This is a genomic window from Erwinia sp. HDF1-3R (assembly GCF_039621855.1).
Taxonomy (GTDB): Bacteria; Pseudomonadota; Gammaproteobacteria; order Enterobacterales; family Enterobacteriaceae; genus Erwinia.
This window is the reverse complement of record NZ_CP155071.1, coordinates 4,212,961-4,234,740: the sequence shown is the minus strand read 5'-3', so window position 1 is coordinate 4,234,740 and position 21,780 is coordinate 4,212,961. Positions and strand designations below refer to the sequence as shown.

The window sequence follows — 21,780 nt, the reverse complement described above, 5'->3', positions numbered from 1 at the left end:
GGTGCGCTTTCGTCACGCGCAACGCCGTGGCACCGCGCCGTTAGGCTAACGGGCAACTTTTAGTTTTGGTGATCACCCGTCACTGGGTAGAATGGTTTTAGCACCACCAGAACACGATTATTGTCATACTATTTTAGCTATGACCATGGCCATCAATGAGAATAAATGGCGTATAAGCGATGAAACTAGCGATTTTCCTGCAAAAAGACAAGTTTTCACAGGCGTACTCAGCGTGATCATCATTAGATATCTGGTCCGGGAAACGCTCAAGAGCCAGCTGGCTATCCTTTTTATCCTGCTGCTAATCTTCTTTTGTCAGAAGTTAGTCAGGATTTTAGGCGCAGCGGCGGACGGCGAAGTACCCACAAATTTAGTCCTGACTTTACTGGGTCTTGGTATTTCGGAAATGGCTCAGCTAATTCTGCCGCTAAGCCTGTTTTTAGCCATTTTAATGACCTTCGGGCGGCTCTATACCGAAAGTGAAATCACCGTTATGCACGCCTGCGGATTGAGCAAGGCGGTGCTGGTGAAAGCCGCGATGGTGCTGATGCTGATCACCGCCGCCGTAGCCGCCGCCAACGTCGCCTGGCTTGGGCCGTGGTCGGCGCGCGATCAGAACGAAGTGACCAAAAACGCCAAGGCTAACCCCGGCGCGGCGGCGCTGGCAGCCGGCCAGTTCCAGCAGTCGGGCGACGGGCAGGCGGTACTCTTTATCGAAAACGTGAAGGGTAACAACTTCGGCAACGTCTTCCTCGCGCAGCTGCGGCCAAAAGACAATGCCCGTCCCTCTGTGGTAGTGGCGGATAAAGGCCATATGTCGCAGCGCCATGACGGTTCGCAGGTGGTGACCCTGGATAACGGTACGCGCTTCGAGGGCACGGCGATGCTGCGTGACTTCCGCATTACCGATTTCAAAAACTATCAGGCGATTATCGGGCATCAGGAAGTGCTGCTTGACCCGAACGACGCCGAGCAGATGTCGTTCAGCGCCCTGCGGCACTCCACCAAGCCGGACTTTATCAGCGAGCTCCACTGGCGACTGACGCTGGTCTTCTCCGTGCTGGTAATGGCGCTGATGGTGGTGCCGCTTAGCGTGGTTAACCCACGTCAGGGCCGGGTGCTCTCCATGCTGCCCGCGATGCTGCTCTACCTGATTTTCTTCCTGCTGCAAAGCTCCCTGCGCTCCAGCGGCGCGAAAGGGCGGCTGGATCCGGCGCTGTGGATGTGGGTAGTCAACCTGGGGTATCTGGCGCTGGCGGTGCTGCTTAACCTGTGGGATACGGTGCCGATGCGACGTATTCGCGCGCGCTTCAGCAAGGGAGGCTCCGTCTGATGTTTGGCGTACTCGACAGATATATCGGTAAAACGATTTTCAATACCATCATGGCGACGCTGTTTATGCTGGTGTCGCTCTCCGGCATCATCAAGTTTGTCGATCAGCTGCGTAAAACCGGCCAGGGTGACTACACCGCGGTCGGTGCCGGGCTTTACACCCTGCTCAGCGTGCCGAAGGACATTGAGATCTTCTTCCCCATGGCGGCACTGCTTGGCGCGCTGCTCGGGCTGGGTACGCTGGCCCAGCGCAGCGAGCTGGTGGTGATGCAGGCGTCCGGCTTTACCCGCATGCAGATTGCCGCTTCGGTGATGAAAACCGCCATTCCGCTGGTGCTGCTGACCATGGCGGTCGGCGAATTTGTTGCGCCGCAGGGCGAGCAGATGGCGCGTAACTACCGTGCGCAGCAGATGATCGGCGGCTCGCTGCTCTCCACGCAGAACGGCCTGTGGGCGAAGGACGGGCGTAGCTTTATCTTTATTGAGCGGCTGAAGGACAACAGCGAGCTGGGGGGCATCAGTATCTATAACTTTGATAAAGATCGCCGCCTGCAATCGGTGCGCTATGCGGCCTCGGCGAAATATAACGCCAGTGAAAAGCTGTGGGACCTGTCGGAAGTGGAACAGTCCGATCTGACCGACCCGAAACAGGTGACCGGCAGCCAGACGCTGAGCGGCCAGTGGAAAACCTCCCTGACGCCGGACAAGCTGGGCGTGGTGGCGCTGGACCCGGATGCGCTGTCGATCAGCGGGCTGTATAACTACTCGAAGTACCTTAAGCAGAGCGGCCAGGTTGCCGGACGCTACCAGCTGAATATGTGGAGCAAAATCTTCCAGCCGCTGTCGGTGGCGGTGATGATGCTGATGGCGCTGTCGTTTATTTTCGGCCCGCTGCGCAGCGTATCCATGGGGATGCGGGTGGTAACCGGCATCAGCTTCGGCTTCCTGTTCTACGTGCTGGACCAGATATTTGGCCCGCTGAGCCTGGTCTACAACATCCCACCGGTTCTGGGAGCGCTGCTGCCGAGCGCCGTCTTCTTCGCCATTAGCATGATGATGCTGCTTAAGCGCAGATAGGTGTTGCACAGGGCGGTCGGGTAGCAAAAATGCAGACGGCGCGCTGGTTATACCGGGGTGGCAGATGAGAGAAAAGGGGCGGAAATCCAAGATTTTCGCCCCTTTTTTTAACTGTGAATTCCTGAGCTGGCCACGGTAATCAATACCCCGAACGCAGGGTTTCAATCGCCACCGGCACCATCGACAGCAGCCACAGGATCAGGCCAATAACGCCGCCCACTACTGTGCCGTTAATGCGGATACGCTGAAGGTCCTTACCGATATTCAGCTCAACCTGATGCGACATATCCTTCGCGTCCCAGCTTTTCACCGTATCGCTGATATGGCGGCTGAGGAACGCCGAGAACTCTGGTGCGACGCCCATGGCGGCCTCCTCCAGATGCTGATTGAGCGAGGCGCGCAGATGCGTATCCTGTACCAGCGTTTCGCCCAGCCACTGCCCGGCCGCGCTCACCTTTGCATGCAGCACCGAATCTGACTTATCCAGATCGGCCTTCAGCCAGCCGCGCAGATCGCCCCACAGCTGGCTGATATAGGTATTCAGCGCCTCGTCCTGCTTGAGGTAGTCCTTAATCTCTTCCGCCTTAAGCTGCATTTCCGGGTCGCTTTTCAGGCGGCTAATCAGCCGCTCCACGGCGCGATTGAAGCCCTGACGGATCTCATGGGTGCCATCCTGCTCGATGTCGTTAAGGATAGACCTCACCGCGTTGGCGGCCATCTCGGCACTCTTTTCGCCCACCCATTCGGTGGGCAGCATCTTCTCCTTAAGCGGATGTTCGCGCTTAAGCCAGCGCATTACCTGTGCGGCGATAAAGTCATGGGTGGCGGGCTTATTCACCAGCTGCAACAGCTGGCTGATGGCATCGTCCAGCAGCGCCTGATGGCGGTTATTTTTGGTCAGACTCTCCAGCACCATCGCCGCCGACTGCGACAGATCGACCTTATCGATCGCCTTGTGAATGGCACGACGCATAAACGCCTGGATGCGCTGGTCGTCCGCGAGGTCGAGGAAGCCTCGGACCATCTTCAGCAGATACCCGCCCAGCCGTTCAGCGTTCTCCGGGGTACGCAGCCAGCTGGCCATCATCTGCGCCGGATCGTGACGGCGAATCAGCGTTAGCAGGGCATCGGTATTAAGGAACTTATCCTGCACGAACAGCGCCAGATTATCGGCGATACGCTCCTTATTGCGCGGGATAATGGCGGTATGGCGACCCACCAGCGGGATCGGCACCCGGCGAAACAGCGCGCTGACCGCAAACCAGTCTGCCAGCGCGCCCACCATCGACGCCTCTGCGACAGACTTCAGCGCCCCCACCCAGCGGCTGGCCGGGAACCACAGGGGATAAAGCACGGTAGCAATAAAAAGCACTGCCGCGCCGCACAGCAGCATCAGGGGCAGACGTTTGGCCTTAAGTAACTCAGCTTCTTTATCCTTCACGTCGGTGGCTCCTTGTTGGTATCACGGGCGTAAGCAACTCACAGGTTAACAGCCTGGCGAGGGATTGTCCTTTTCGGTCACATGCAGAGTGTGAGAAGCAGTAGGGCGCAGACGCGAGAGGGGGCGGGAGGATTTTCTATAGAGATAACAAGAGCCACCTGCTGTGGCTCCTGGGAATGGCAATGGAGGGACAGCTCCGAAGAGATTAGGAGATAAACTGCTTGCCCTGCTTCAGCACCAGATCGCAGGCTTTGGTTTTCACCTTCTTGCCCAGCGCGGTATTCCCCAGGCTGCTCAGGTTAACCTGCTGATTGTTGCCGGTATTCAGCAGACCCATCAGGCCCTGCTTATAATCAGTGGTTTCCTGCTGCTTAGTGGTGTCCGTCAGGCCAAGCTTGCTCATCAGCTGGTCTTTCACCGAGCTGACGTTGTTATCCACCACGTTATTCTTCACGCAGTACTGCAACACGCCAGCGGCATTGGTCATGCTGTTGGAGCTCAGCGACTGATTCCCGCCGTTCAGCAGACCCGTCAGCGCGCCCATGGAGGTGCCGGTCTGCGAGGTGGAGCCAGACGTGCCGGATTCAGAATTCTGGCTGAGCGAACTGGCCGCGCTGCTCAGCTGGTCCTGCCAGCTTGCCGCCGAGGCTGCACTCGCCAGCAGGGTGGAAGAGAGTGCCATTGCCAGTACCATCTTAGACGTTGCTTTCATGCTATATCCTTGTATTTGTTATCCGGTGTCGCTGCCAGATGCGCTTTCGCTAACCGCCCGCACGGCAACCCATTTTCATTCCATTGGGACAGCACAATAGCCGCCAGGTTCCCGCGCACGCATATCACCCGCCACGAGGGGTAAGTGTTTAAGAGTAATCTCAGTAAGGTTAAGAAGGCAGGGGCAAAGACCCAGGACTAAAGCGCTCTATTTTTCACCACTCAACGAACGTCCTAAAGGATTTAGGTTGCGCAGGGTAGCCGTAACGGTATAATCCACCTCGTTTTCCGCATACCCTTCAGTGCCGAAGTGGCGAAATCGGTAGACGCAGTTGATTCAAAATCAACCGCCGCAAGGCGTGCCGGTTCGATTCCGGCCTTCGGCACCAGTATCCTGTCCATCCTCGTCCGAGGAATTCCAAAAAAAACTTTAAAATCAAGAGTGAGAGTTTTTCTTCTGTCCGTATACGTCCGAGGTCATCCATAGACATCCGGTAAGTTTGGGGGTCAGAATGGGGGTCACTTCGCTTCGATAAACTTTTGACCCCCAAATTATGCCTTTAACTGATATCGCGGCCCGTACCGCAAAGCCTCGTGAGAAAGAGTACAAACTCACTGACGGCCACGGATTGTATCTTCTTATCAAACCAACCGGTTCTAAGCGCTGGTATCTCAAGTACCGTTTTGAAGGGAAAGAGAGCAGAACGGCGTTAGGTGCTTATCCTCTTCTTTCCCTGGCAAAAGCGCGTGAGAAACGTGATGAGATACGCCTTCTGATAGCGGAAGGTGTCAGCCCTAATGCGAAAAAAGAAGAGGTAAGGCAACAGGAAGAGGCAGCACTTAACACGTTTGAAAAAGTGGCTTATGACTGGCATGCGAACAATAAACGCTGGTCTGTCGGCCATGCTGAGCGAGTATGGCGTGACCTTGAACGCAATATCTTCCCGGCTATTGGTAAGCGAAATATTGCTAATTTAACAACCCGCGACCTGCTGTTGCCTTCGAAAGAGGTAGAGCTAAGCGGCCGCCTGGATGTTGCTTCCCGTTTACAGCAAAGGATCACGGGTATTATGCGTTATGCGGTGCAGATTGGCATTACTGACCGAAATCCCGCTCAGGATCTCGCCGGGGCAATCATAACAAGAAAGGCTACTCACAGACCGGCTCTTCCATTAGAACATTTACCTGACTTCCTTCAGCGTATTGAAACACATAAAGGCCGCCTGCTTACCCGTTTAGCCCTCAGGCTCAGCCTTTACGTCTTTATCCGTTCCAGTGAATTGCGGTTTACACGATGGAGCGAAATTGACCTTAAAAAAGAGCTGTGGACTATCCCTGCCGAGCGAGAAGCGATTGAAGGAGTCAAACACTCCCATCGTGGTTCGAAAATGCGAACCGTCCATCTGGTGCCGCTATCAAGACAGGCTTTAACCATTTTGGAAGAAATACGGGGGCTGAGCGGAAACAGAGATTTAGTGTTTCCGGGCGATCATCACCCCACTAAGCCAATGAGCGAAAACACCATCAATCATGCTCTTCGCAGGATGGGGTACGACACGAAAACAGAAGTTTGCGGTCATGGATTCAGGGCAATGGCATGTAGTGCATTAGTTGAATCTGGCCTGTGGTCGCGTGATGCTGTTGAGAGACAGATGAGCCATCAGGAACGTAACGGGGTTCGCGCGGCTTACATTCATAAGGCGGAGCACCTTGAAGAGCGGCGGCTCATGGTGCAGTGGTGGGCTGATTATTTAGACAGCAATAATGAATATCACCTTACCCCGTATGAGTTCGGCAGAGGTTAAGCCAGAAAAAAAAGATTTTACGGAAAAGTGTTCACCCTGTTCACCTTTCAATTTTATCATTTATATTTATGTAGTTAAGTGGTGATCACTTGATTTGGCACTCTTCACCACTCTTCACCACTCTTCACCCGGGGTGAACACTGTTAACCCTTAGGTGAAAAAAACCGGCCGGAGCCGGTTCGTTATGAAATAAATTTTCAGTAGAAAACTACTTAACAAATTTTTGTACTTTTGGCTTTAACGTTGTCTAACATCAAAAGCAAATACACCCTTTTCGCTATGCTTGGTCAAAAATGTAACGTTCACATTTTCATCTATTTCACTCATAAAGCTCTGTGGAGAAACTTCACTACGGTGGAAAAAGTAACGATTTTGGTCCGTTCCTAGAATGAAGCCGTAAGATACGCCCCTCTCCGTGCTAACTATTTTATCGACAGTACCAATAATTCTTTCGCCGATATTAACTGAATTTGGAGGGGTTAATAAATCTAAAATAATTTTCACCTTATTAGAAAACTCAGGAGAACAATGATTCTTATATTCACTGAGATCTTGCTTAAGCTGTACAGTCGACTTAACAGTTAATGTCATCATGTTATATTCTATAAATAAAAGTATGTCATCTATAACACTTCTGTCTTTTAATTTTGAGAATAGATGTTCTGCTGTCTTTAGTAGATCATATAGTCTATACAAAGTGCCATGATCGTAGTCGCCTTTATTTATAGTAGATTCTAATATCTCAACTGCACGCTTAATATTATTTCTAGCTTCCGGGTAATCATTATCCCTGATATTTTGCTCTGACATTCTTCGATAGCAGCTGGCAGCTTGATCATGGGTGCTAATACGGAACTTTAACAATCTCTTATGCTGTTCTGGAAGCAATTCTTCATATATATCTACTGCCGCTTTATATTCACCATTAAGAGTAAGTATCCATGCTTTATAAGTTTTTAGTGCCACGTCTTCAGAGTCTATTCTCAATGCTTCATTTATTTGCTCTTTTGCTTTTTCAAATTCCTCTTGTGCAATTAAGAATTGACTGTATGCGTAACGTGTAATAACAGAATTGGGATTTAAATCAATAGCTTTTTCAAGTTCTGCTTCAGCTTGAAAAGGAGAGGATTCTTTAAGGATATAGCTGTGAATACGATAACACTCCGAAAATCCCGGCATAAGTGATTTTGCGGTTTTGATATTTTGATCAGCTAATTCTCTATTTTCTTTTTTATGAAATGATAAGGCTTTTTGTAAGTAAATTGAGCATATTTTTTCGTCTTTCGTGGTCCACGATATGACGTTTAGATCATAATTGTAATGGTTTTTTTGTATGTTAGCTTCGGAGATAAGGTTTTGGATTTCTTTCCTTTTTTCTTTTATTTCTTGATACAAATCATTTGTAACGGGTCTGACAGTGTTTATATATTCCTCGGCAACACCAGTTAAACTGTATAGATATCTACCTTCGGCAATTTTATCACCTGTTGAGATAAGCATACTTGAATTATGTAACTGGTGTAATGCTTCCTCAATTTTAGTTTCTTCGATGTTGCTTAAAAAAAATCTTAGCTCTACAGCAGACACTGGCCTTCTTAAACATGCAATGACAGATATTGCTCTTTTTTCAATTTCACTTAATCTGTCATACAAGTTCTCGAAGCAAAAGCAAAGAGCATCTTTAAAATTACCGCTTCTTTTATCAATTAATTCTGCATTTCCAAATCCGGCGGCTACAGCCAATACATACCACTTAATTAAAAGCGGATTGTTGAAAAGAGATTTGCAAAGTTGATTTAAACCTTCATTGTTTTTTTTGTAAAGCTTGTCTAAGTTAAGTAACTTAGACATATTTCTCATTAAGTCTACTGAGGGTTTGTCATCTAACTTATCTAATTTATATCTATACTCTATTTCGCCGAGGCCTATCCGTGTTGTTATCAAAACTTTAGAACCGTTGGGGATATCAGCGAGAAAGTCTCTTATATCATCACTTGATATGGTTTCAAGATTGTCGATGCAAAGTAATATTTTGTATTCATCCATATATTCTCTTATCTCATCAAGGTCGCTCTTTACACTGATAGTGGTCTCTCCTTTAAGAGATCTAGAGATATTTTGGAATAGCCCCGAGCTTGAGCTTATTGAATTCTTTATTTCAGCAGCACCATTGGCAGTTAGTCTATTGGTTTTTAGAGAAACCCAGACTATTATATCGAAGATAGAGTCCTCTTTTTCGCTGCTTTCACATATTTCTAATATATCATAAAGGCATCTTTGTGCTAACGCCGTTTTACCTACTCCTCCTTCACCAACAATCGATGTTACTTTAGTATTAGAAGTTAATAATTTGGTAACGGCTGTTCTGTCCTTATCTCTCCCCATAAAACCCGTATCATCAAATTCTGGCAAAGGCAAATTGTTATTTATTGTTTTATTGTTTATTCGCCAATAGGAAGGTATTTTTAGCGACAAGGCAAACGTCGGGTTGTCGAGATTATTTAAGGCAATATTAACGTTTTTCCAGTAAGTTAAACTACCGATTTTTATTAATTCGCTTGTAAAGTCTAAAAGAGTTGTGAAGTCATTTGGTTCAAGTGGGCGAGAATGACAAACCCTATTTCTACATTTGCTTAGTCGCTGAAGCTCGTCAATTATTTCAACAATTTCCTCAGGTTTAAAAAATTTTTGGTTATTCTTTATTTTATTGAGGATTTTACTTAAGTCATAAAAATCTATAAAGTCTAATAACTCGACAATATTGCTATCTTTCAAAAAAGATTCTTTGTTGTGCTCAGCATACCGTTCCTTAGCATTGGTTACTACATCTGCTGGTAGCATACTCTCATATTCATTAGGTAATTCACTAACTATAATGGCTCGGAGATCTGTTTCGATAGCAGATACCAAAGAAAAACAAGACATTCTAGTAGCGAAGTTTCTTGTGGACATGGCCTTACTCCTCTGAATTTATTGTGTTTTTTTTTTGGATTATTATTTTAATGAAAGATACCCGTACAAACTGCAATTAATATACAATATTATTTAACATAAGGGTTAATGATATGTTATTAAATAATCAATGCCTTCGGAGAAATTAACTATTTGATTTTTAAGGTAAAAGATCTTAGTTGCATTTTAGGATTTCACTTGATTGACTGTTTTAAGTGTGATTTTAACTACGACTAATGTCGTCTGATGTATCTCTACTATTTGCACAAAAAAACCGGCCTGGGCCGGTTTAGTGCTTAGGGGGCCACTTATGCATCACATCGTGGCAGCCAGTCAGCCTCGCACTCTTCGCTCAGTTCCAGGCTGGTCTGGATGCCGTTTTTTGTCTTACGTTTCAGCAACTCTATCTCGTACTCCTTCAGCGTCTGCGGCACTGCCTGGCCGAAGGCGGTCAGACTCATGGGGTGCTGATGACCCCTTGCCTCCATAAAAGACAGATAGGCGTGATACAGATACCGGCGCGGGTTGATGGGCCGGATATTGGCATTACCGATAAACAGCCCGGTCGGGGTACTCAGCGGCGTCAGGTAGCCGCAGAAATCGACCAGCGGGTCGGCGCTGCGCTTGATTTCCAGCGCCTCCTCCGATGACTGCTGCGCCTGTAACAGTTCGCGGGCGTCGTCAGGTCGGGTGAAGCGTTGCATCAGGTGGCGCACGATAACCGCCAGTTCACCGGCAATCTTGTCCAGCAGCTGCGGGTCGCGCTCGTTCGCCGGTATCACGTCCGGGAACGGCAGGATGACCCGGCGACGGGACACGCCGCCGCTGCGGTCGCTGAAACGCATCGGAACGCTATGAGCACCCCGGGAAAACCCCTGCACTGAAGCGCCTGGCAGATGCACGTACTGCACACACAGCACAGATGATGAAAATCAACGATATCACCGCCGCCATTGCCCGCAGCAAAAAAGAGCGTGAGGCGGCCATTGAGAACGGGAAAGAGGCGGAAACGAACTGGCGTACCCGTTTCGCAGCCTGCGGGGAGCCATCACGCCGGAGCTGCGCGCGGATCACAGCCAGCGCATTGCCAGCCGCGAGCTGGCCGACGAGTTCACCGGTCTGATTGAGGAGCTGGAATTTGAGAACGAGGGAGAAGCGATAAATGCCGTGCGCAACGGCCACGCTTACGTGAATGCGCACAACATGGCCTTTACGCAGTACGCCGAGGGCCAGTGGGAGGCCGCCATGCGCAATGTCAGCCCGACGCTGATACGGGGCATCCGGCTGAAGCTGCTGTCGCTAAGGCTCAACGACCGCGGACGCCATACCGACCCGCTGCACGTGGAGCCGGAGGTTATACTCGCCCGTGAAGTGGTTAAATTACTGGCCGACAAAGCGGAAGACGCGCGGCTGGATATGGATGCCGAGCCTGTGCTGTCGGAGATTGGCATTTACCGCCCTGCGCTGACCGGTGTGGATATGCGCCTGTATAACAGCCCGGCCGCCATTCACAAGCTGATACATGAGCGCCGGGCAAAGCGTGAAAGAAAACAGCAGAAGGAAAGCCAGGGATGATGCACTGCCCGTACTGCAAAAGCCCGGCGCATGCCAAATCAAGCCGCTATATGTCCGAACAGGTGAAGGAGCGCTATCACCAGTGCACCAATCTCGACTGCTCCTGTTCGTTCAAAACCAGCGAGAGCATCACCAAAGTCATCACCGCGCCGCCGCAGCCCGAACCGGTTCCCGTAGCCACCCCGGAGCCGGTAAAAGAACGGCAGACGCTCGGCCGCTATGGCTCGTCCTTCCGCACTCTCCACTGACCACAACGGCCGCTGAAAACAGCGGCTTTTTTTTGTCTGCTTTTTATCTTTTCAACGCCCTTTTTCTGGCCAGCCGGTTTGTAAAGAGCAATGCATGCATAGGGTGCATGATTTTGCATGCAGAATGCGGGACTTCAGACACCCATCCAGCCCACGCCCGGCGCGGCTTTGCCCGGTTCATGCAGCTGCATAAAAAACGATGCATAAAGCGGGCAGGCGAGGCGGGGATAGCATTGCGCGCCAGCATATTGATTCTAGAAAATTCTAAATGCGTAAAAACACATGCTTGTAGTTAAAATATAAAAGCTAAATTATATTTTTAAACGCATTTTCTCACGTAATATGGGGAAAAAATGGTTATAAAAACTTCTGAGAGTAATGGGAGAGTTTATCGAAAGACCAATTGGTAAATTGTTCATGTTTTTATTTTGACCTGTTTTTCTTTGTTTTTTCCAAGACGGGGTCTATTTCTATCTTAGCTAGTTTTACGGTAAATCCTAGCTTATTTAATGATTTAACAGTGTTTTTAAGGGTTATCTTCGAAAAGAAAGGTAGCCTTTCTGGAATGTCCCTGTTTATAGCTATTGCATATATGATGTTATATTTGCTGGTTTCAGGTCTCTTCAATGTATCAGGTAGCTGACTGTTTGGTGGAAGAGCCTTGTTTAATTTTTCTCTAAAGTTTTGGTCACTGACGAAAAGTTCTAAAGCTACAAAGCCTTGGGCGAAAAGGTGGCTAAGAGTGCTTGAGCTTCTATAGTATTTAACATGTATGAAATCATAATCGTTACGTATTATATCCGCAAATTCAAATTTACTTTGATTGCCACCATGATAAAGGAGTTTTTTATCTAAATTGAAAAGGGAACTATTATTTGCAGCGATAGATTTATTGTATTCATCCTCTCTATCATGTTTGTAAATTGGGAGTTTGAAATCGTAAGCTTCAATATTTGATAGTTCTCTATCTACTCTTTTAATAAAGTCAGTTTTCACTGAATACCAAGTGTTATTTCTTAAAATGTATATTTCTCCATTTGTTTCAACTTCAGCATAAAGACAGCTATAAGCAGTCCAGCAATCATAGCTAGTTTCATCTGACCTAATGATATGTATCTTTAGATTTTTTAAACTATTACAATCTAAAGCTATTTTATTTATGGATAGGTACTTTTTCAGGTTGTTAATAGTTAAGGTTGGATGAATGTCACATCGTGAATGGAATCGTCCAAATACATAACCTATTTGATTGCTCCAATCAACAATTTCTGGCTCACCTAACCAGAATTCATAATGCTTTTGTTCGTCTTTGAATAGGTCATCAAGTTCCGAGTCTAAAACGGCACACAACTCTTTGTCTTTAACCTTGTTGATATTGTCAATCCATTCAAATTTTTTTGGTAAAGGTTGCTTGTATTTTACTAAAGCCTCTGAAAGTATCTTTTTTAAAGATGACAGCTTTTCTGGAGTAGCTATTGTAAAACTATCTTTTCCTGTAACATTTTCACCGAAAATTTCCGTATTAGATTTACCTGTTAGTGTTGAAAGTATTTCTATTTCTGAATCGATATTTAGTGAAAGTATGTCGACTTCTTTGGTACTTTGATTACGCGTATTTAAGGGGTTATCTTGATAATTACTTTTGTCTAAACTTCTTAGTTTTTCAGGATCCACTGAGTTCAAGGTTACTCTAAGGCCAAAGTCGCGCTCAATATTATCCTTTATTATTTTGTGGTGGCCGCCACCAAATGATAACAAAAAAATATATCCTGATAATCTGCTTACTATAATTGCTGATTCACTTTTGCACTTAGAGAAGTCTTCGTAGGTCAAGTTTTCTTGACCGAGTATAATAAAATCAACCCAGTCAGGATGCTTGGCTTCTTTAGGTTGATTAATATAGATAACAGACTCTGTTTCATTTATATCAAGCTTAATGGGCGATTTCATTCTCTCTAAGTCGATTAAAAGATGATCTTGAGTAATCCCTTTCTTGGCTAAATATATTGAAAGTTTATTCTTCATATAAGTTTTTCTTTAGTATCCTGATGAACAATAAATATACTGTTTAAGAGGGGTTGTCAACTTATGGGATTGTTCTGATTGCAGGGGTTGTGATCGTGGTCAATTGAATTGTACTTTTGCATAAGCAATGAAACATACGTTATGGAAAAGGGGTCAACTTGGAGGTCATGTGCATTTTATATAAAAAATAAAATCAATAAATACAGGTATTTGTTAATGTTTTACTAGTCCGGCCTTCGCACCATTAAAGAATTTTCTTTAATATCAATTAGTTAGGCGGAAAGACCCGTCTTGCTTGTATGATGAAAACTCCCTTCTTTATCACCTGAAATTGCCGCTGTAGTTAGTAGTGGCATACTCGGGAATACTATCTCATAGCGGCGTGTAGTTCCAAGCTTTAAACACGTACAGATTTCAACTTGAAAAGCTATGACGCAGCCCACGTCTCTTAATATTCCAAAACAGTCCGATCGCACGCATTCAAGCCCGATGTGTAGCGTTTTTACAGCCCCAAAACAGGTCTTCGGTGGTCAACGTACCTGCACACGAAATGCAGGCTCTGCCAGCGTCTCAGCCACGCTCCAAACGGTACGTAGTTATCCTGATAAGGTTGTGATCACTCTGGACAGTTGATGAAGTCGTTACGCTCCGCTTGTTGCTATTACCACCAACAGGGCTAAATGGATTCTCTTGTCTAAAATAACCTTAATTTAACTTATGGTTTCATAATCCTACCTAAATAAAGATAATGATGACAGAATCACCTTCTCCACGTTATTCCATTGTAAATATTGTACTTTTCGAGATGAAAATAGTAATTTATTGAGAAAATTATAAGGGAGGTGATTATGGCTTTTAACAGAATTGCTTATGCTTACTACGATCCCATTTGGGATAGAATACAGCAGCCTATAGCGCTATTAGTACGTACCGCTATTGAGCCGCTGGATTACTTGGCCCATATGAAAGGGCATCTACATTGCCCTTCATGCTATGAGCCTTTGACTCGAGTTCCTAACGATCCTGCTGTTGCAGTCATGGCAAATGGCAGAGAAGCTTTGTTCCGTCACTTTCCTGATGAAGATGCTCCATATTGTCGTCTTAGAAGTAGTCAAATGTCTGGGAAAAAATATAACTCTGAAGAAGAAGCAAGACAGGCTGTTGAAGATCAGGATTTAGTTATCATCAGTGGGTTCATGCAGGAAAGACCAGAAAATCAACCAAGAGCAGATTTTGACGGCGAACAGGAACCATTAGAAACACAATTTGAAAGTGAGGATGGTCCAGAAGTCGCAGTGCCAGTTTCGAGGCACGATGGTGAAACCTTTAAACTTCCTAGTAAGGTAACTAGCGTCCAATCATTATGCACTAATTTTAGGCACAACTATCATAGAGAAATTCATATAGTTGTTGAAGATAAAGTATTGAGATACGTTTTAGACGTTGATTTACAAGATGCCGCTGAAATTGATGAAGTAACTGATGAGCCGAAATTCTATTTTGGGGAAATAATTCGCATTAAACGATTTGATTCAACCTCTCACGTTTTTCTGAGACATCCTCACTTACCCGGCAATGTTGATTTCAGAATATCAGCTAACAACAATGATTTGGATGCGCGCGGTATAATAGCGGAGCACTCATTGCGAAGAATACTGATATTCTATGGAGTTATAGCAGAAGTTGGCGCTGGTTATTGGTCTCCAACCAAAAAATGGGGAGAAATAGCTTTATTGCCAAGGCAATACGAAGACTTTCTTAAAGCTAACTATCAAAAGAAAGAACAATGAAATTATAATAAATATCACCTTCATGTTTGTCATTTTATGATTTTTGTTGACGTTAAAGAGATAAAAACTTAAGGAGAGAGGATTTTATGACACAGATTAAGAGTTACTCTGTAAAGAGAGAGGGAATAACCTACAGTTGTATTGAAAACGATAGTTTCGAAGATCGCCGCTGGCGCTTCGTTCATCCAATTGAAGATGGTAAGTTTACAATGGATATCACAAGCGTTCATCCAGTTCATGGCGAGAATGATAATCTGAGTTTTGAAAAACGGACTAAAAGCATTACATTCTCAATTGATATGGAGAAAGCAAAACTTACTAGGGATGATGGGACTATTTTTGAAATAGTCGAAAAATCCAACTAAATGTCTTTTTCAAAATTTGTTGTATTGTGGCAGGGCGCAGACTTTGCCACATTGATCAGGAGGGAAATAATGAAAAGGATTTGTAAATTATGCCTTCAAAAAAGTGAGTTGCAACAATCGCACATAATTCCAAAAAGCTATTTCAAAAAGTTAAAGAAAAAAGACGGTAAAATTATGGTTATACAGGAAGGAAAAAAAACCATAACAGGAAGCTTTTCCCCAAAAGAGCCTATGCTTTGCAGAGAATGTGAGCAATTCTTATCAATTAACTACGAACATTATGGAATACGTGTGTTGCGAGACCATACTAATTTTCGTAAAAATTCCGATCACATTATTATTGCATCTTTTCAGTATGAGAAATTTTATCTTTTTCTAATAAGCATTCTTTGGCGAGCGTCAATTGCAAAGCACACGCATTACGATACTGTCCAAGGTACGAAAAGTCTTGATGATCTTTTTAGATTATGTATTGCTCAGAAGAAAATAAGAATTAACAAATTAAGCGGGTTTAGGTTAGACCTTTTTGTGAAGATTTCTATTTTCAGAATGGTCGATAGCACAGGGAACATTTCTGATGAAATAATCAAGGTTTTACTTTCCAATTTTACGCAAAGAAGAGCCGATGCATTTAGAGGAACTATGTGGTACTTCATTGTTGAAGGCTTTATTGTGCTTTATAATCTTTGTGTGGGTCAAAATTTGCATGAAGTAAAGACACTAAAGTTTCTTTCACAGCTTACCAAGGGTAGCCACCAGAAAATAATGAAAGTCGAAATAACTCACAGTAAAATTCTTACTGGGCTTTTTAACAGTATGATAGAAGCATCAAAGCAGGAGGATTAATCGTCTACCTCAAAGATTTTGGTATGATGGCAGGGCGCAGATTTTGCCACCTTCATCAGAGAGTATTAACGTAATCGACATGGTTGAAGACTAAGCAGCAACCAGCCACACTCACTAAAGGGTGCACGGTTAACCTAATAAGGTGTGATCACTCTGTACTGTTGATGAAGTCGTTGCGCTCCGGTTGTTGGTAGTACCACCAACGGGGGCTTTATGGCTTCTATTGCTCAGAATAATACAAGTAAGCTACATTGTTAGTAGGATTTCATACTAATAGCTGACTCTGGGAGAGTTTCTTGAACATTTCTTCAATTGCGACAATCATCATTGCCTTCATAACCGTTGCAGGCGCAATGGTTTCTACAACAGTATTCCAACAAATGATCGCCTTTGCTGGCGGTTGCTTCGCTGTACTGGTTGTGATTGCCTTAACAGTAGGTTCTGCTGTACAAAAGTTGAAACCATTAACGGATGTTCAACCTGTAGCTGATGACGTTAAGAATGATGCTCAGATAATTAGTGAAGTAAAGAGTATGCGTTTTGCAGGCTATGATGATGCGACCATTGCTCTGTCATTAAAGATTGATAGCGCAGTAGTTGAAGCCATCCCTAAATAAGCTGTATTAGTCGCGACTTGATCTGACATATGACCTTGAAAGGTTGAGAGTTACCGGTTTTGATATGGGTGTCGAATCCTTATACAAAACACGAGGTAACTCTCATGCTTCATACTACCAATCCCGTCTTAAAACACAAAACCGGTTTGCTCAATCTGGCTGAAGAACTCAGCAACGTATCTAAAGCATGTAAAATCATGGGTGTCTCCCGTGATACATTTTACCGCTATCGCGAACTGGCTGATGAAGGCGGTGGAGCCTGTAAATAATTCTGTGTAACTGCCACCACATTAAAGGTGATCGCTCAAGCGGTCACCGAACTCGATAATAAAGCGACTCATCGCCAGCCGCCAGTTTCGGATCGGCATATTCCATTTTTTTGAAGCATCCCTGATCGCCAGATAAATGACTTTCCGCACCGAGTCATCCGTCGGGAACACCTTGCGTTTCTTTATTGCCTGACGGATCATGTGTAAGTAACCCAGCTTTAGTTCCACGCACTTTTTGAGATTTCCAGTTGTAACAGGAGGCTTCGGAAATCCCGGCCTCACGACAGACCTCTTTCACGGTACGTCCAGCTTCGACAGACTTCAGGACAGCAATAATCTGGTGTTCGGTGAATCGTGCTTTACGCATAGCGATCTCCTTCATTAGCAGAGTAAGTATGCCGGAAGATCTCTAAATGTGAATGGGCCGTTTTAGCGGGATACTTACATGGCCATTTCTTTGCCTAATCTAGATAAGTAAAGTTCAATATGAAATAATTAGCACTAAAAGTAATAAAATATCACGCCAGCATATGTCCTTTAAATCCTTAATAAACATAGAATTAACTTCATTTTTTCAATCTGGGAAATTATTTGAATCATTTAGTTACCTTGTGAAATTATTTTGTCAGTTTATTGTAAGTTTTTTTATATTATAAGTATTACCGACGAATTTAATAAAATTAAGGTTTGTGTATGAGTATTTTAAGTAAAGAGAAACTACTAATAATTATATTTAGCGCAGCCATAACATCCATGGTGATTCATTTTATCTCAGGTAGCTTTTTTTACGTATCTCATCCTTTTTTAATAATGTTTTTTACTGTGGCTGTAGCTGTGACTGTATCTGGATTTATTGTTACTAAAATATTACCAACCGAGGACAAGTAGCATGTTAAGAGAACTGACGCAAGATGAGATAAATATCATTTCCGGGGGGAATGCTAATTCAAATTACGAGGGGGGCTGTGCAAGAGCGTCTGTGAAGGGCGGCCTTAGTGGCGCAGCCGGTGGAGCTGCCGCAAATGCACTGCGTGGGGGAGTTGCGGGAATCGCAGGTGGCCCTGCAGGTATTGCAGCCGGAGCATTAACCGGAGCTGCTGAAGGTGCTGTTTATGGCGCTATATCGGGAGCTATTGGTGGATATATTGGATGTAGAGATAGTCGTTCGAATAACCATGCCGGTGGTGGCAATTTAGGTGGAGACGCAAACGCTCACAGCGTTAATGGACAGTGTCACTGGTAATTAATTATCAGGGGCATGCAGCCTGCCAGGCTTTGTCCCCTGATTTGATTATTTACTGATATTTTATCTGCCGGAGCCGGATGGAAATGCTTTTCAGAAAGGAAGCCCTGGATGCCAGAAATAATAACTGGGCTGGCAAAGCTGTGTTGATATTTGGCCATACCGGATATTACGTTATCGCGTTTACCTCTTTTTTTTTTCGCCGCCTTCTTCATTCTGATTATTTCATGCTCTTACACCCGTCGCATTAACGTTTCTGGTGAAATTATTTCAACGCCCCGGGCAGTAACCGTTTTTTCTCCGCAGCAGGGGTTTATCGTCAGCCGTTCGGCAACTCAGGGCGAATACGTCAGAAAGGGGCAGACCCTCTATCGGATTGACGTCAGCCGCACCACGACCTCCGGCGTGGTCAGTAGGAGACATCGTGAAAGCCTCGAAAATCGTATTGCAACCCTGAACCGCATTGCTGCCGATATCACCCGTAACCGCAGTCTGACGCTGGCCATGCTGGGTGAGGAAAAGATCCGCTATGAACTGGCGCTGAAGCGCTCCACAGATGTGGTGGCACGGGCCCATGAAGGCCTTCGCCTGATGAAGGAAAATATGGATAACTATCGTCAGTATCAGCGGCAGGGACTGATTAACCGCGATCAGCTTATCAGCCAGACCGCCCTTTATTATCAGCAGCAGAACGATATGCTGGGCCTTGAGAGTCAGAATGAACAGAATGCGCTGCAGGTACTGGCCCTGCGCAGCGCGCTGCAGACTCAGGCGGCCGATTTTGACAGTCAGCTCAACCAGATTGCCGTGCAAAAAAGCACGCTGGAAGGTGAACTGACAGATGCGGATGCCAGCGGTGATCAGGTTATCACTTCTCCCGTGGATGGCGTGGTCGACACGCTGAGTGTCACGCCAGGTCAGACCGTGGCCGCTGGAGACAGCCTTCTGCAGATCATTCCGGGCAATGCACACTACCGTGCTCTGGTCCTCTGGGTACCTGATGCGGCCGTACCCTATCTCACTGTAGGGCAGCCCGTGAATATCCGTTACGATGCTTTCCCTGCCGAAAAGTTTGGCCAGTTTCCGGGAAAAATTGCGGCGGTGGCACACACACCGGCGTCCTGGCAGGAAATGGCCACCTATCCCGGCGCGCCGTTGCGTTCACTTACCGGACCGCAGACGTGGTACCGGGTTGTGGTGACGCCGTCCTCTGACCGCTTCATCTACAAACGCCGCAAGATACAGGCAGAAAACGGCATGAAGGCCTCCGTCACCCTTTTCCTGGATGAACGTCGCCTGTATCAGTGGATCCTCTCCCCGTTGTATGACGTACGCGACAGCGCTACAGGAATTATTCATGGATGATATGCTCCTGAACCGGCTGCGGGGGATGCTAAGGTTCACCGGTCGTGGACGTGTCCCCTTACATCTGCAGACGGAAGCGGCTGAATGCGGCCTGGCCTGTCTGGCGATGGTGGCGGGTTTCCACGGTAGCCGTACAGATTTACTGTCCCTGCGCCAGCAGGCTGGGCTGTCGTCTCGCGGCAGTACACTGGCCTCGCTTATCGGCGTGGCAGCGGAAATGAATCTGGCGGCCCGGCCGCTCGCGTTGGAGCTGGCACAGCTTAATGAGTTGCGTAAGCCCTGCATTCTGCACTGGGATTTTAACCACTTTGTGGTGCTGGTCTGCGTCAGAGGGAACCGCTGCATTATTCACGATCCGGCCGCGGGGAGGCTGGACATGCCCCTGACCGCAGTCTCTACACACTTTACCGGTGTGGCACTTGAGCTCTGGCCGGACACCCACTTTACCCCCGAAACGCGACGGCAGCGCCTTAAGGTCAGTACTCTGCTGCGCGGCATTACTGGCTTTCGCGCCACGCTGATAAAAATATTCTGTCTGTCGCTGATGATTGAATTTATTACCCTGCTGCTCCCGGTGGGCACCCAGATGGTAATGGACAACGCAGTGCCGGCGGCAGATAAGGGCCTGCTCACGCTCATCTGTCTCAGCCTGCTTCTGCTCACCCTGCTTCAGGCCGGCGTCAGCCTGTTTCGCGGCTGGATCCTGATGGTGATGGGTACCTGTACCGATTTACAGTGGAAGGACGGGCTTTATCGTCACCTTCTGCGCCTGCCGCTGTCCTGGTTTGAAAAACGCCGGATGGGGGATGTTCAGTCACGTTTCTCATCGCTGGATACCCTGCGCACCACCTTTACCCAGAGCCTGACCGGCGCAATGATTGACGGCATCATGATCATGGGGTCATTTATCCTGCTCGTGGTTTACGGCGGCCCGCTTGTATGGGTGGTCGTGGCATTCACGTTTGTCTTTATCCTGCTGCGGGTACTGACATGGCCCCGCTATCGTCAGGCGCAGGAAGAGCTGCTGATAAAAAATGCACGGGCTGCCTCCTCCTTTACCGAAACGCTGTATGCGGCAGCCACCGTACGCGCTCAGGGGCTGGCAGAGCAGCGCCGTCAGACCTGGCTCAATATGATTGCAGATGCAGCCGGTTCCGGCGTGAGCCTGCTGCGCTTTGACATGCTTGCCAGCATCACCGGTACATTCATTGCCGCCTGCGATGGGGTCATTATTCTGTGGCTGGGAATTTCTGCGGTCATTACTCATACCATGACGTTGGGGGCTTTCGTGGCCTTCAGCGCCTTCCGGGGTATGTTTTCAGACCGGGTACTGTCGCTGACCACACTGGTATTGCAGTTGCGGATGCTGTCGTTACATAACGAGCGCATCGCGGACATCGCGCTCTCAGAACCGGAGCCGCAAAGGAGGGAAAAAGAGATTTTTACACCAGGCCGCCCCTTATCCCTGAAAGGTGAGGGACTGACATTCCGGTATGACGGTCATTCCTCCCCGGTATTCAGCGATCTCAGTCTGACCATATCGGCAGGGGAGAGCGTGGCCATCACCGGCCCGTCGGGCACCGGAAAAACCACGCTGATGAAGGTGTTGTCTGGCCTGACCCTGCCGGAGAGCGGGCGTGTCCTGGTCGACGGCATCGACATCCAGGCCGCGGGACTTGATAACTACCGCAGGGCGGTGGCCTGTATCCTGCAGGAAGACCGGCTACTGGCGGGTTCACTGCGCGACAATATCACCGGATTCTCCCCCGATGTCGATGTTGAATGGATGGAGGAGTGCGCCCGACTGAGCCACATTCACGATGACATCATGGCACTGCCGATGAGGTATGAAACCCTGACTGGCGAGCTCGGTGAAGGCCTGTCGGGCGGACAGCGGCAGCGTATTTTTATTGCCCGCGCGCTGTATCGTCGGCCGGGCATTTTGTTTATGGACGAGGCCACCAGCCATCTTGATGAACAGAATGAAGCGCTGATCAATGCGGCGATACGAACCCTCAACATAACCCGCGTCATTATCGCGCACCGACCGTCCACTATCTCCTCGGCCGGACGTACCCTTGTACTGGGCAATGAATCATTGCGCGGCCAGGAAAATTAA

The 21,780-nt window shown here is 47.1% G+C and carries 16 protein-coding genes, 1 tRNA gene and 4 pseudogenes; 14 read left to right on the top strand and 7 right to left on the bottom strand.

The genetic code is table 11. From position 1 onward, the window contains the following. Positions 1-232: 232 nt before the first annotated feature. Together lptF and lptG are read left to right on the top strand one after the other, a co-directional pair. Positions 233-1,333, top strand: coding sequence for an LPS export ABC transporter permease LptF (gene lptF / locus AAGR22_RS19190; RefSeq protein WP_345829087.1), 1,101 nt, complete (start codon positions 233-235; stop codon positions 1,331-1,333). Next, entirely contained in the window at positions 1,333-2,409 is a 1,077-nt protein-coding gene (lptG, locus tag AAGR22_RS19185; protein WP_067706082.1) for an LPS export ABC transporter permease LptG, read from the top strand. Before lptF ends, lptG begins: the two co-directional genes overlap by 1 nt. 139 nt (positions 2,410-2,548) lie before the next feature. Here lptG and AAGR22_RS19180 read toward each other — a convergent pair whose 3' ends face one another. Together AAGR22_RS19180 and AAGR22_RS19175 are read right to left on the bottom strand one after the other, a co-directional pair. After that, positions 2,549-3,802, bottom strand: a complete 1,254-nt coding sequence (locus AAGR22_RS19180; RefSeq protein WP_345831628.1) for a DUF445 family protein — start codon at positions 3,800-3,802, stop codon at positions 2,549-2,551. A 253-nt stretch (positions 3,803-4,055) separates the two neighbouring features. Next, positions 4,056-4,562: a DUF2501 domain-containing protein gene (locus AAGR22_RS19175; RefSeq protein WP_345829085.1), complete on the bottom strand. Its 507-nt coding sequence runs from the start codon at positions 4,560-4,562 to the stop codon at positions 4,056-4,058. A 303-nt stretch (positions 4,563-4,865) separates the two neighbouring features. On the opposite strand from AAGR22_RS19175, the gene AAGR22_RS19170 reads away from it, so the two are divergent. Together AAGR22_RS19170 and AAGR22_RS19165 are read left to right on the top strand one after the other, a co-directional pair. Further along, a tRNA-Leu gene (locus tag AAGR22_RS19170) sits at positions 4,866-4,950 on the top strand. 165 nt (positions 4,951-5,115) lie between these two features. Next, the gene (locus tag AAGR22_RS19165) at positions 5,116-6,366 is read left to right on the top strand and encodes an integrase arm-type DNA-binding domain-containing protein (protein WP_345829083.1); all 1,251 of its coding nucleotides are present in this window, start codon (positions 5,116-5,118) and stop codon (positions 6,364-6,366) included. 237 nt (positions 6,367-6,603) lie between these two features. On the opposite strand, the gene AAGR22_RS19160 is transcribed toward AAGR22_RS19165, so the two are convergent. Both AAGR22_RS19160 and AAGR22_RS19155 read right to left on the bottom strand, forming a co-directional pair. After that, a complete protein-coding gene (locus AAGR22_RS19160) occupies positions 6,604-9,318 on the bottom strand; it encodes an NB-ARC domain-containing protein (RefSeq protein WP_345829081.1) in 2,715 nt (904 codons plus the stop codon). Between the two features lie 308 nt (positions 9,319-9,626). Further along, positions 9,627-10,175: pseudogene (locus AAGR22_RS19155) on the bottom strand (primase-like DNA-binding domain-containing protein); the annotation flags it as partial. 68 nt (positions 10,176-10,243) lie between these two features. Between AAGR22_RS19155 and AAGR22_RS19150 the strand changes: the two are divergent. The 3 genes from AAGR22_RS19150 to AAGR22_RS19140 are packed head-to-tail and all read left to right on the top strand — an operon-like array spanning position 10,244 to position 11,141. Continuing rightward, on the top strand, positions 10,244-10,441 hold the full coding sequence (locus AAGR22_RS19150; RefSeq protein ID WP_345829079.1) for a hypothetical protein: 198 nt from the start codon (positions 10,244-10,246) through the stop codon (positions 10,439-10,441). A gap of 44 nt (positions 10,442-10,485) precedes the next feature. Next, positions 10,486-10,893 carry a hypothetical protein gene (locus tag AAGR22_RS19145; protein WP_345829078.1) on the top strand — a complete coding sequence of 136 codons (408 nt, stop codon included), beginning with the start codon at positions 10,486-10,488 and terminating at the stop codon, positions 10,891-10,893. After that, positions 10,890-11,141, top strand: a complete 252-nt coding sequence (locus AAGR22_RS19140; RefSeq protein WP_345829076.1) for an ogr/Delta-like zinc finger family protein — start codon at positions 10,890-10,892, stop codon at positions 11,139-11,141. The genes AAGR22_RS19145 and AAGR22_RS19140 overlap by 4 nt, the downstream gene beginning before the upstream one ends. A 423-nt stretch (positions 11,142-11,564) precedes the next feature. On the opposite strand, the gene AAGR22_RS19135 is transcribed toward AAGR22_RS19140, so the two are convergent. After that, entirely contained in the window at positions 11,565-13,166 is a 1,602-nt protein-coding gene (locus AAGR22_RS19135) for a TIGR04141 family sporadically distributed protein (RefSeq protein WP_345829074.1), read from the bottom strand. An 848-nt stretch (positions 13,167-14,014) separates the two neighbouring features. On the opposite strand from AAGR22_RS19135, the gene AAGR22_RS19130 reads away from it, so the two are divergent. The 5 genes and pseudogenes from AAGR22_RS19130 to AAGR22_RS19110 form a co-directional block, all read left to right on the top strand. After that, on the top strand, positions 14,015-14,956 hold the full coding sequence (locus AAGR22_RS19130; protein ID WP_345829072.1) for a hypothetical protein: 942 nt from the start codon (positions 14,015-14,017) through the stop codon (positions 14,954-14,956). 86 nt (positions 14,957-15,042) lie between these two features. Beyond that, complete coding sequence (locus AAGR22_RS19125; protein WP_345829070.1) at positions 15,043-15,321, top strand: hypothetical protein; 279 nt, start codon at positions 15,043-15,045, stop codon at positions 15,319-15,321. 69 nt (positions 15,322-15,390) lie between these two features. Next, the gene (locus AAGR22_RS19120; RefSeq protein ID WP_345829068.1) at positions 15,391-16,167 is read left to right on the top strand and encodes a hypothetical protein; all 777 of its coding nucleotides are present in this window, start codon (positions 15,391-15,393) and stop codon (positions 16,165-16,167) included. Positions 16,168-16,463: 296 nt separating this feature from the next. Then, on the top strand, positions 16,464-16,784 hold the full coding sequence (locus AAGR22_RS19115) for a hypothetical protein (RefSeq protein ID WP_345829066.1): 321 nt from the start codon (positions 16,464-16,466) through the stop codon (positions 16,782-16,784). Positions 16,785-16,888: 104 nt separating this feature from the next. Further along, a pseudogene (locus tag AAGR22_RS19110) lies at positions 16,889-17,038 on the top strand (helix-turn-helix domain-containing protein); the annotation flags it as partial. Between the two features lie 36 nt (positions 17,039-17,074). Here the strand turns inward: AAGR22_RS19110 and AAGR22_RS19105 are convergent. Next, positions 17,075-17,254, bottom strand: a pseudogene (locus AAGR22_RS19105) (IS256 family transposase); the annotation flags it as partial. Positions 17,255-17,288: 34 nt separating this feature from the next. Continuing rightward, positions 17,289-17,420 (bottom strand): annotated as a pseudogene (locus AAGR22_RS19100) (transposase); the annotation flags it as partial. A 1,029-nt stretch (positions 17,421-18,449) separates the two neighbouring features. Here AAGR22_RS19100 and AAGR22_RS19095 point away from each other — a divergent pair. Then, positions 18,450-19,661: an HlyD family secretion protein gene (locus tag AAGR22_RS19095; protein WP_345829064.1), complete on the top strand. Its 1,212-nt coding sequence runs from the start codon at positions 18,450-18,452 to the stop codon at positions 19,659-19,661. Further along, a complete protein-coding gene (locus tag AAGR22_RS19090; RefSeq protein WP_345829062.1) occupies positions 19,654-21,780 on the top strand; it encodes a peptidase domain-containing ABC transporter in 2,127 nt (708 codons plus the stop codon). Before AAGR22_RS19095 ends, AAGR22_RS19090 begins: the two co-directional genes overlap by 8 nt.

Bases quoted from the DNA above. Each gene is read 5' to 3' on its own strand.
- AAGR22_RS19120 (WP_345829068.1), top strand. From the start codon at position 15,391: ATGAAAAGGATTTGTAAATTATGCCTTCAAAAAAGTGAGTTGCAACAA.
- AAGR22_RS19175 (WP_345829085.1), bottom strand. From the start codon at position 4,562: ATGAAAGCAACGTCTAAGATGGTACTGGCAATGGCACTCTCTTCCACC.
- AAGR22_RS19160 (WP_345829081.1), bottom strand. From the start codon at position 9,318: ATGTCCACAAGAAACTTCGCTACTAGAATGTCTTGTTTTTCTTTGGTA.
- AAGR22_RS19130 (WP_345829072.1), top strand. From the start codon at position 14,015: ATGGCTTTTAACAGAATTGCTTATGCTTACTACGATCCCATTTGGGAT.
- AAGR22_RS19140 (WP_345829076.1), top strand. From the start codon at position 10,890: ATGATGCACTGCCCGTACTGCAAAAGCCCGGCGCATGCCAAATCAAGC.
- AAGR22_RS19180 (WP_345831628.1), bottom strand. From the start codon at position 3,802: ATGCTGCTGTGCGGCGCGGCAGTGCTTTTTATTGCTACCGTGCTTTAT.
- AAGR22_RS19150 (WP_345829079.1), top strand. From the start codon at position 10,244: ATGAAAATCAACGATATCACCGCCGCCATTGCCCGCAGCAAAAAAGAG.
- AAGR22_RS19165 (WP_345829083.1), top strand. From the start codon at position 5,116: ATGCCTTTAACTGATATCGCGGCCCGTACCGCAAAGCCTCGTGAGAAA.
- lptG (WP_067706082.1), top strand. From the start codon at position 1,333: ATGTTTGGCGTACTCGACAGATATATCGGTAAAACGATTTTCAATACC.
- AAGR22_RS19135 (WP_345829074.1), bottom strand. From the start codon at position 13,166: ATGAAGAATAAACTTTCAATATATTTAGCCAAGAAAGGGATTACTCAA.
- AAGR22_RS19125 (WP_345829070.1), top strand. From the start codon at position 15,043: ATGACACAGATTAAGAGTTACTCTGTAAAGAGAGAGGGAATAACCTAC.
- AAGR22_RS19090 (WP_345829062.1), top strand. From the start codon at position 19,654: ATGGATGATATGCTCCTGAACCGGCTGCGGGGGATGCTAAGGTTCACC.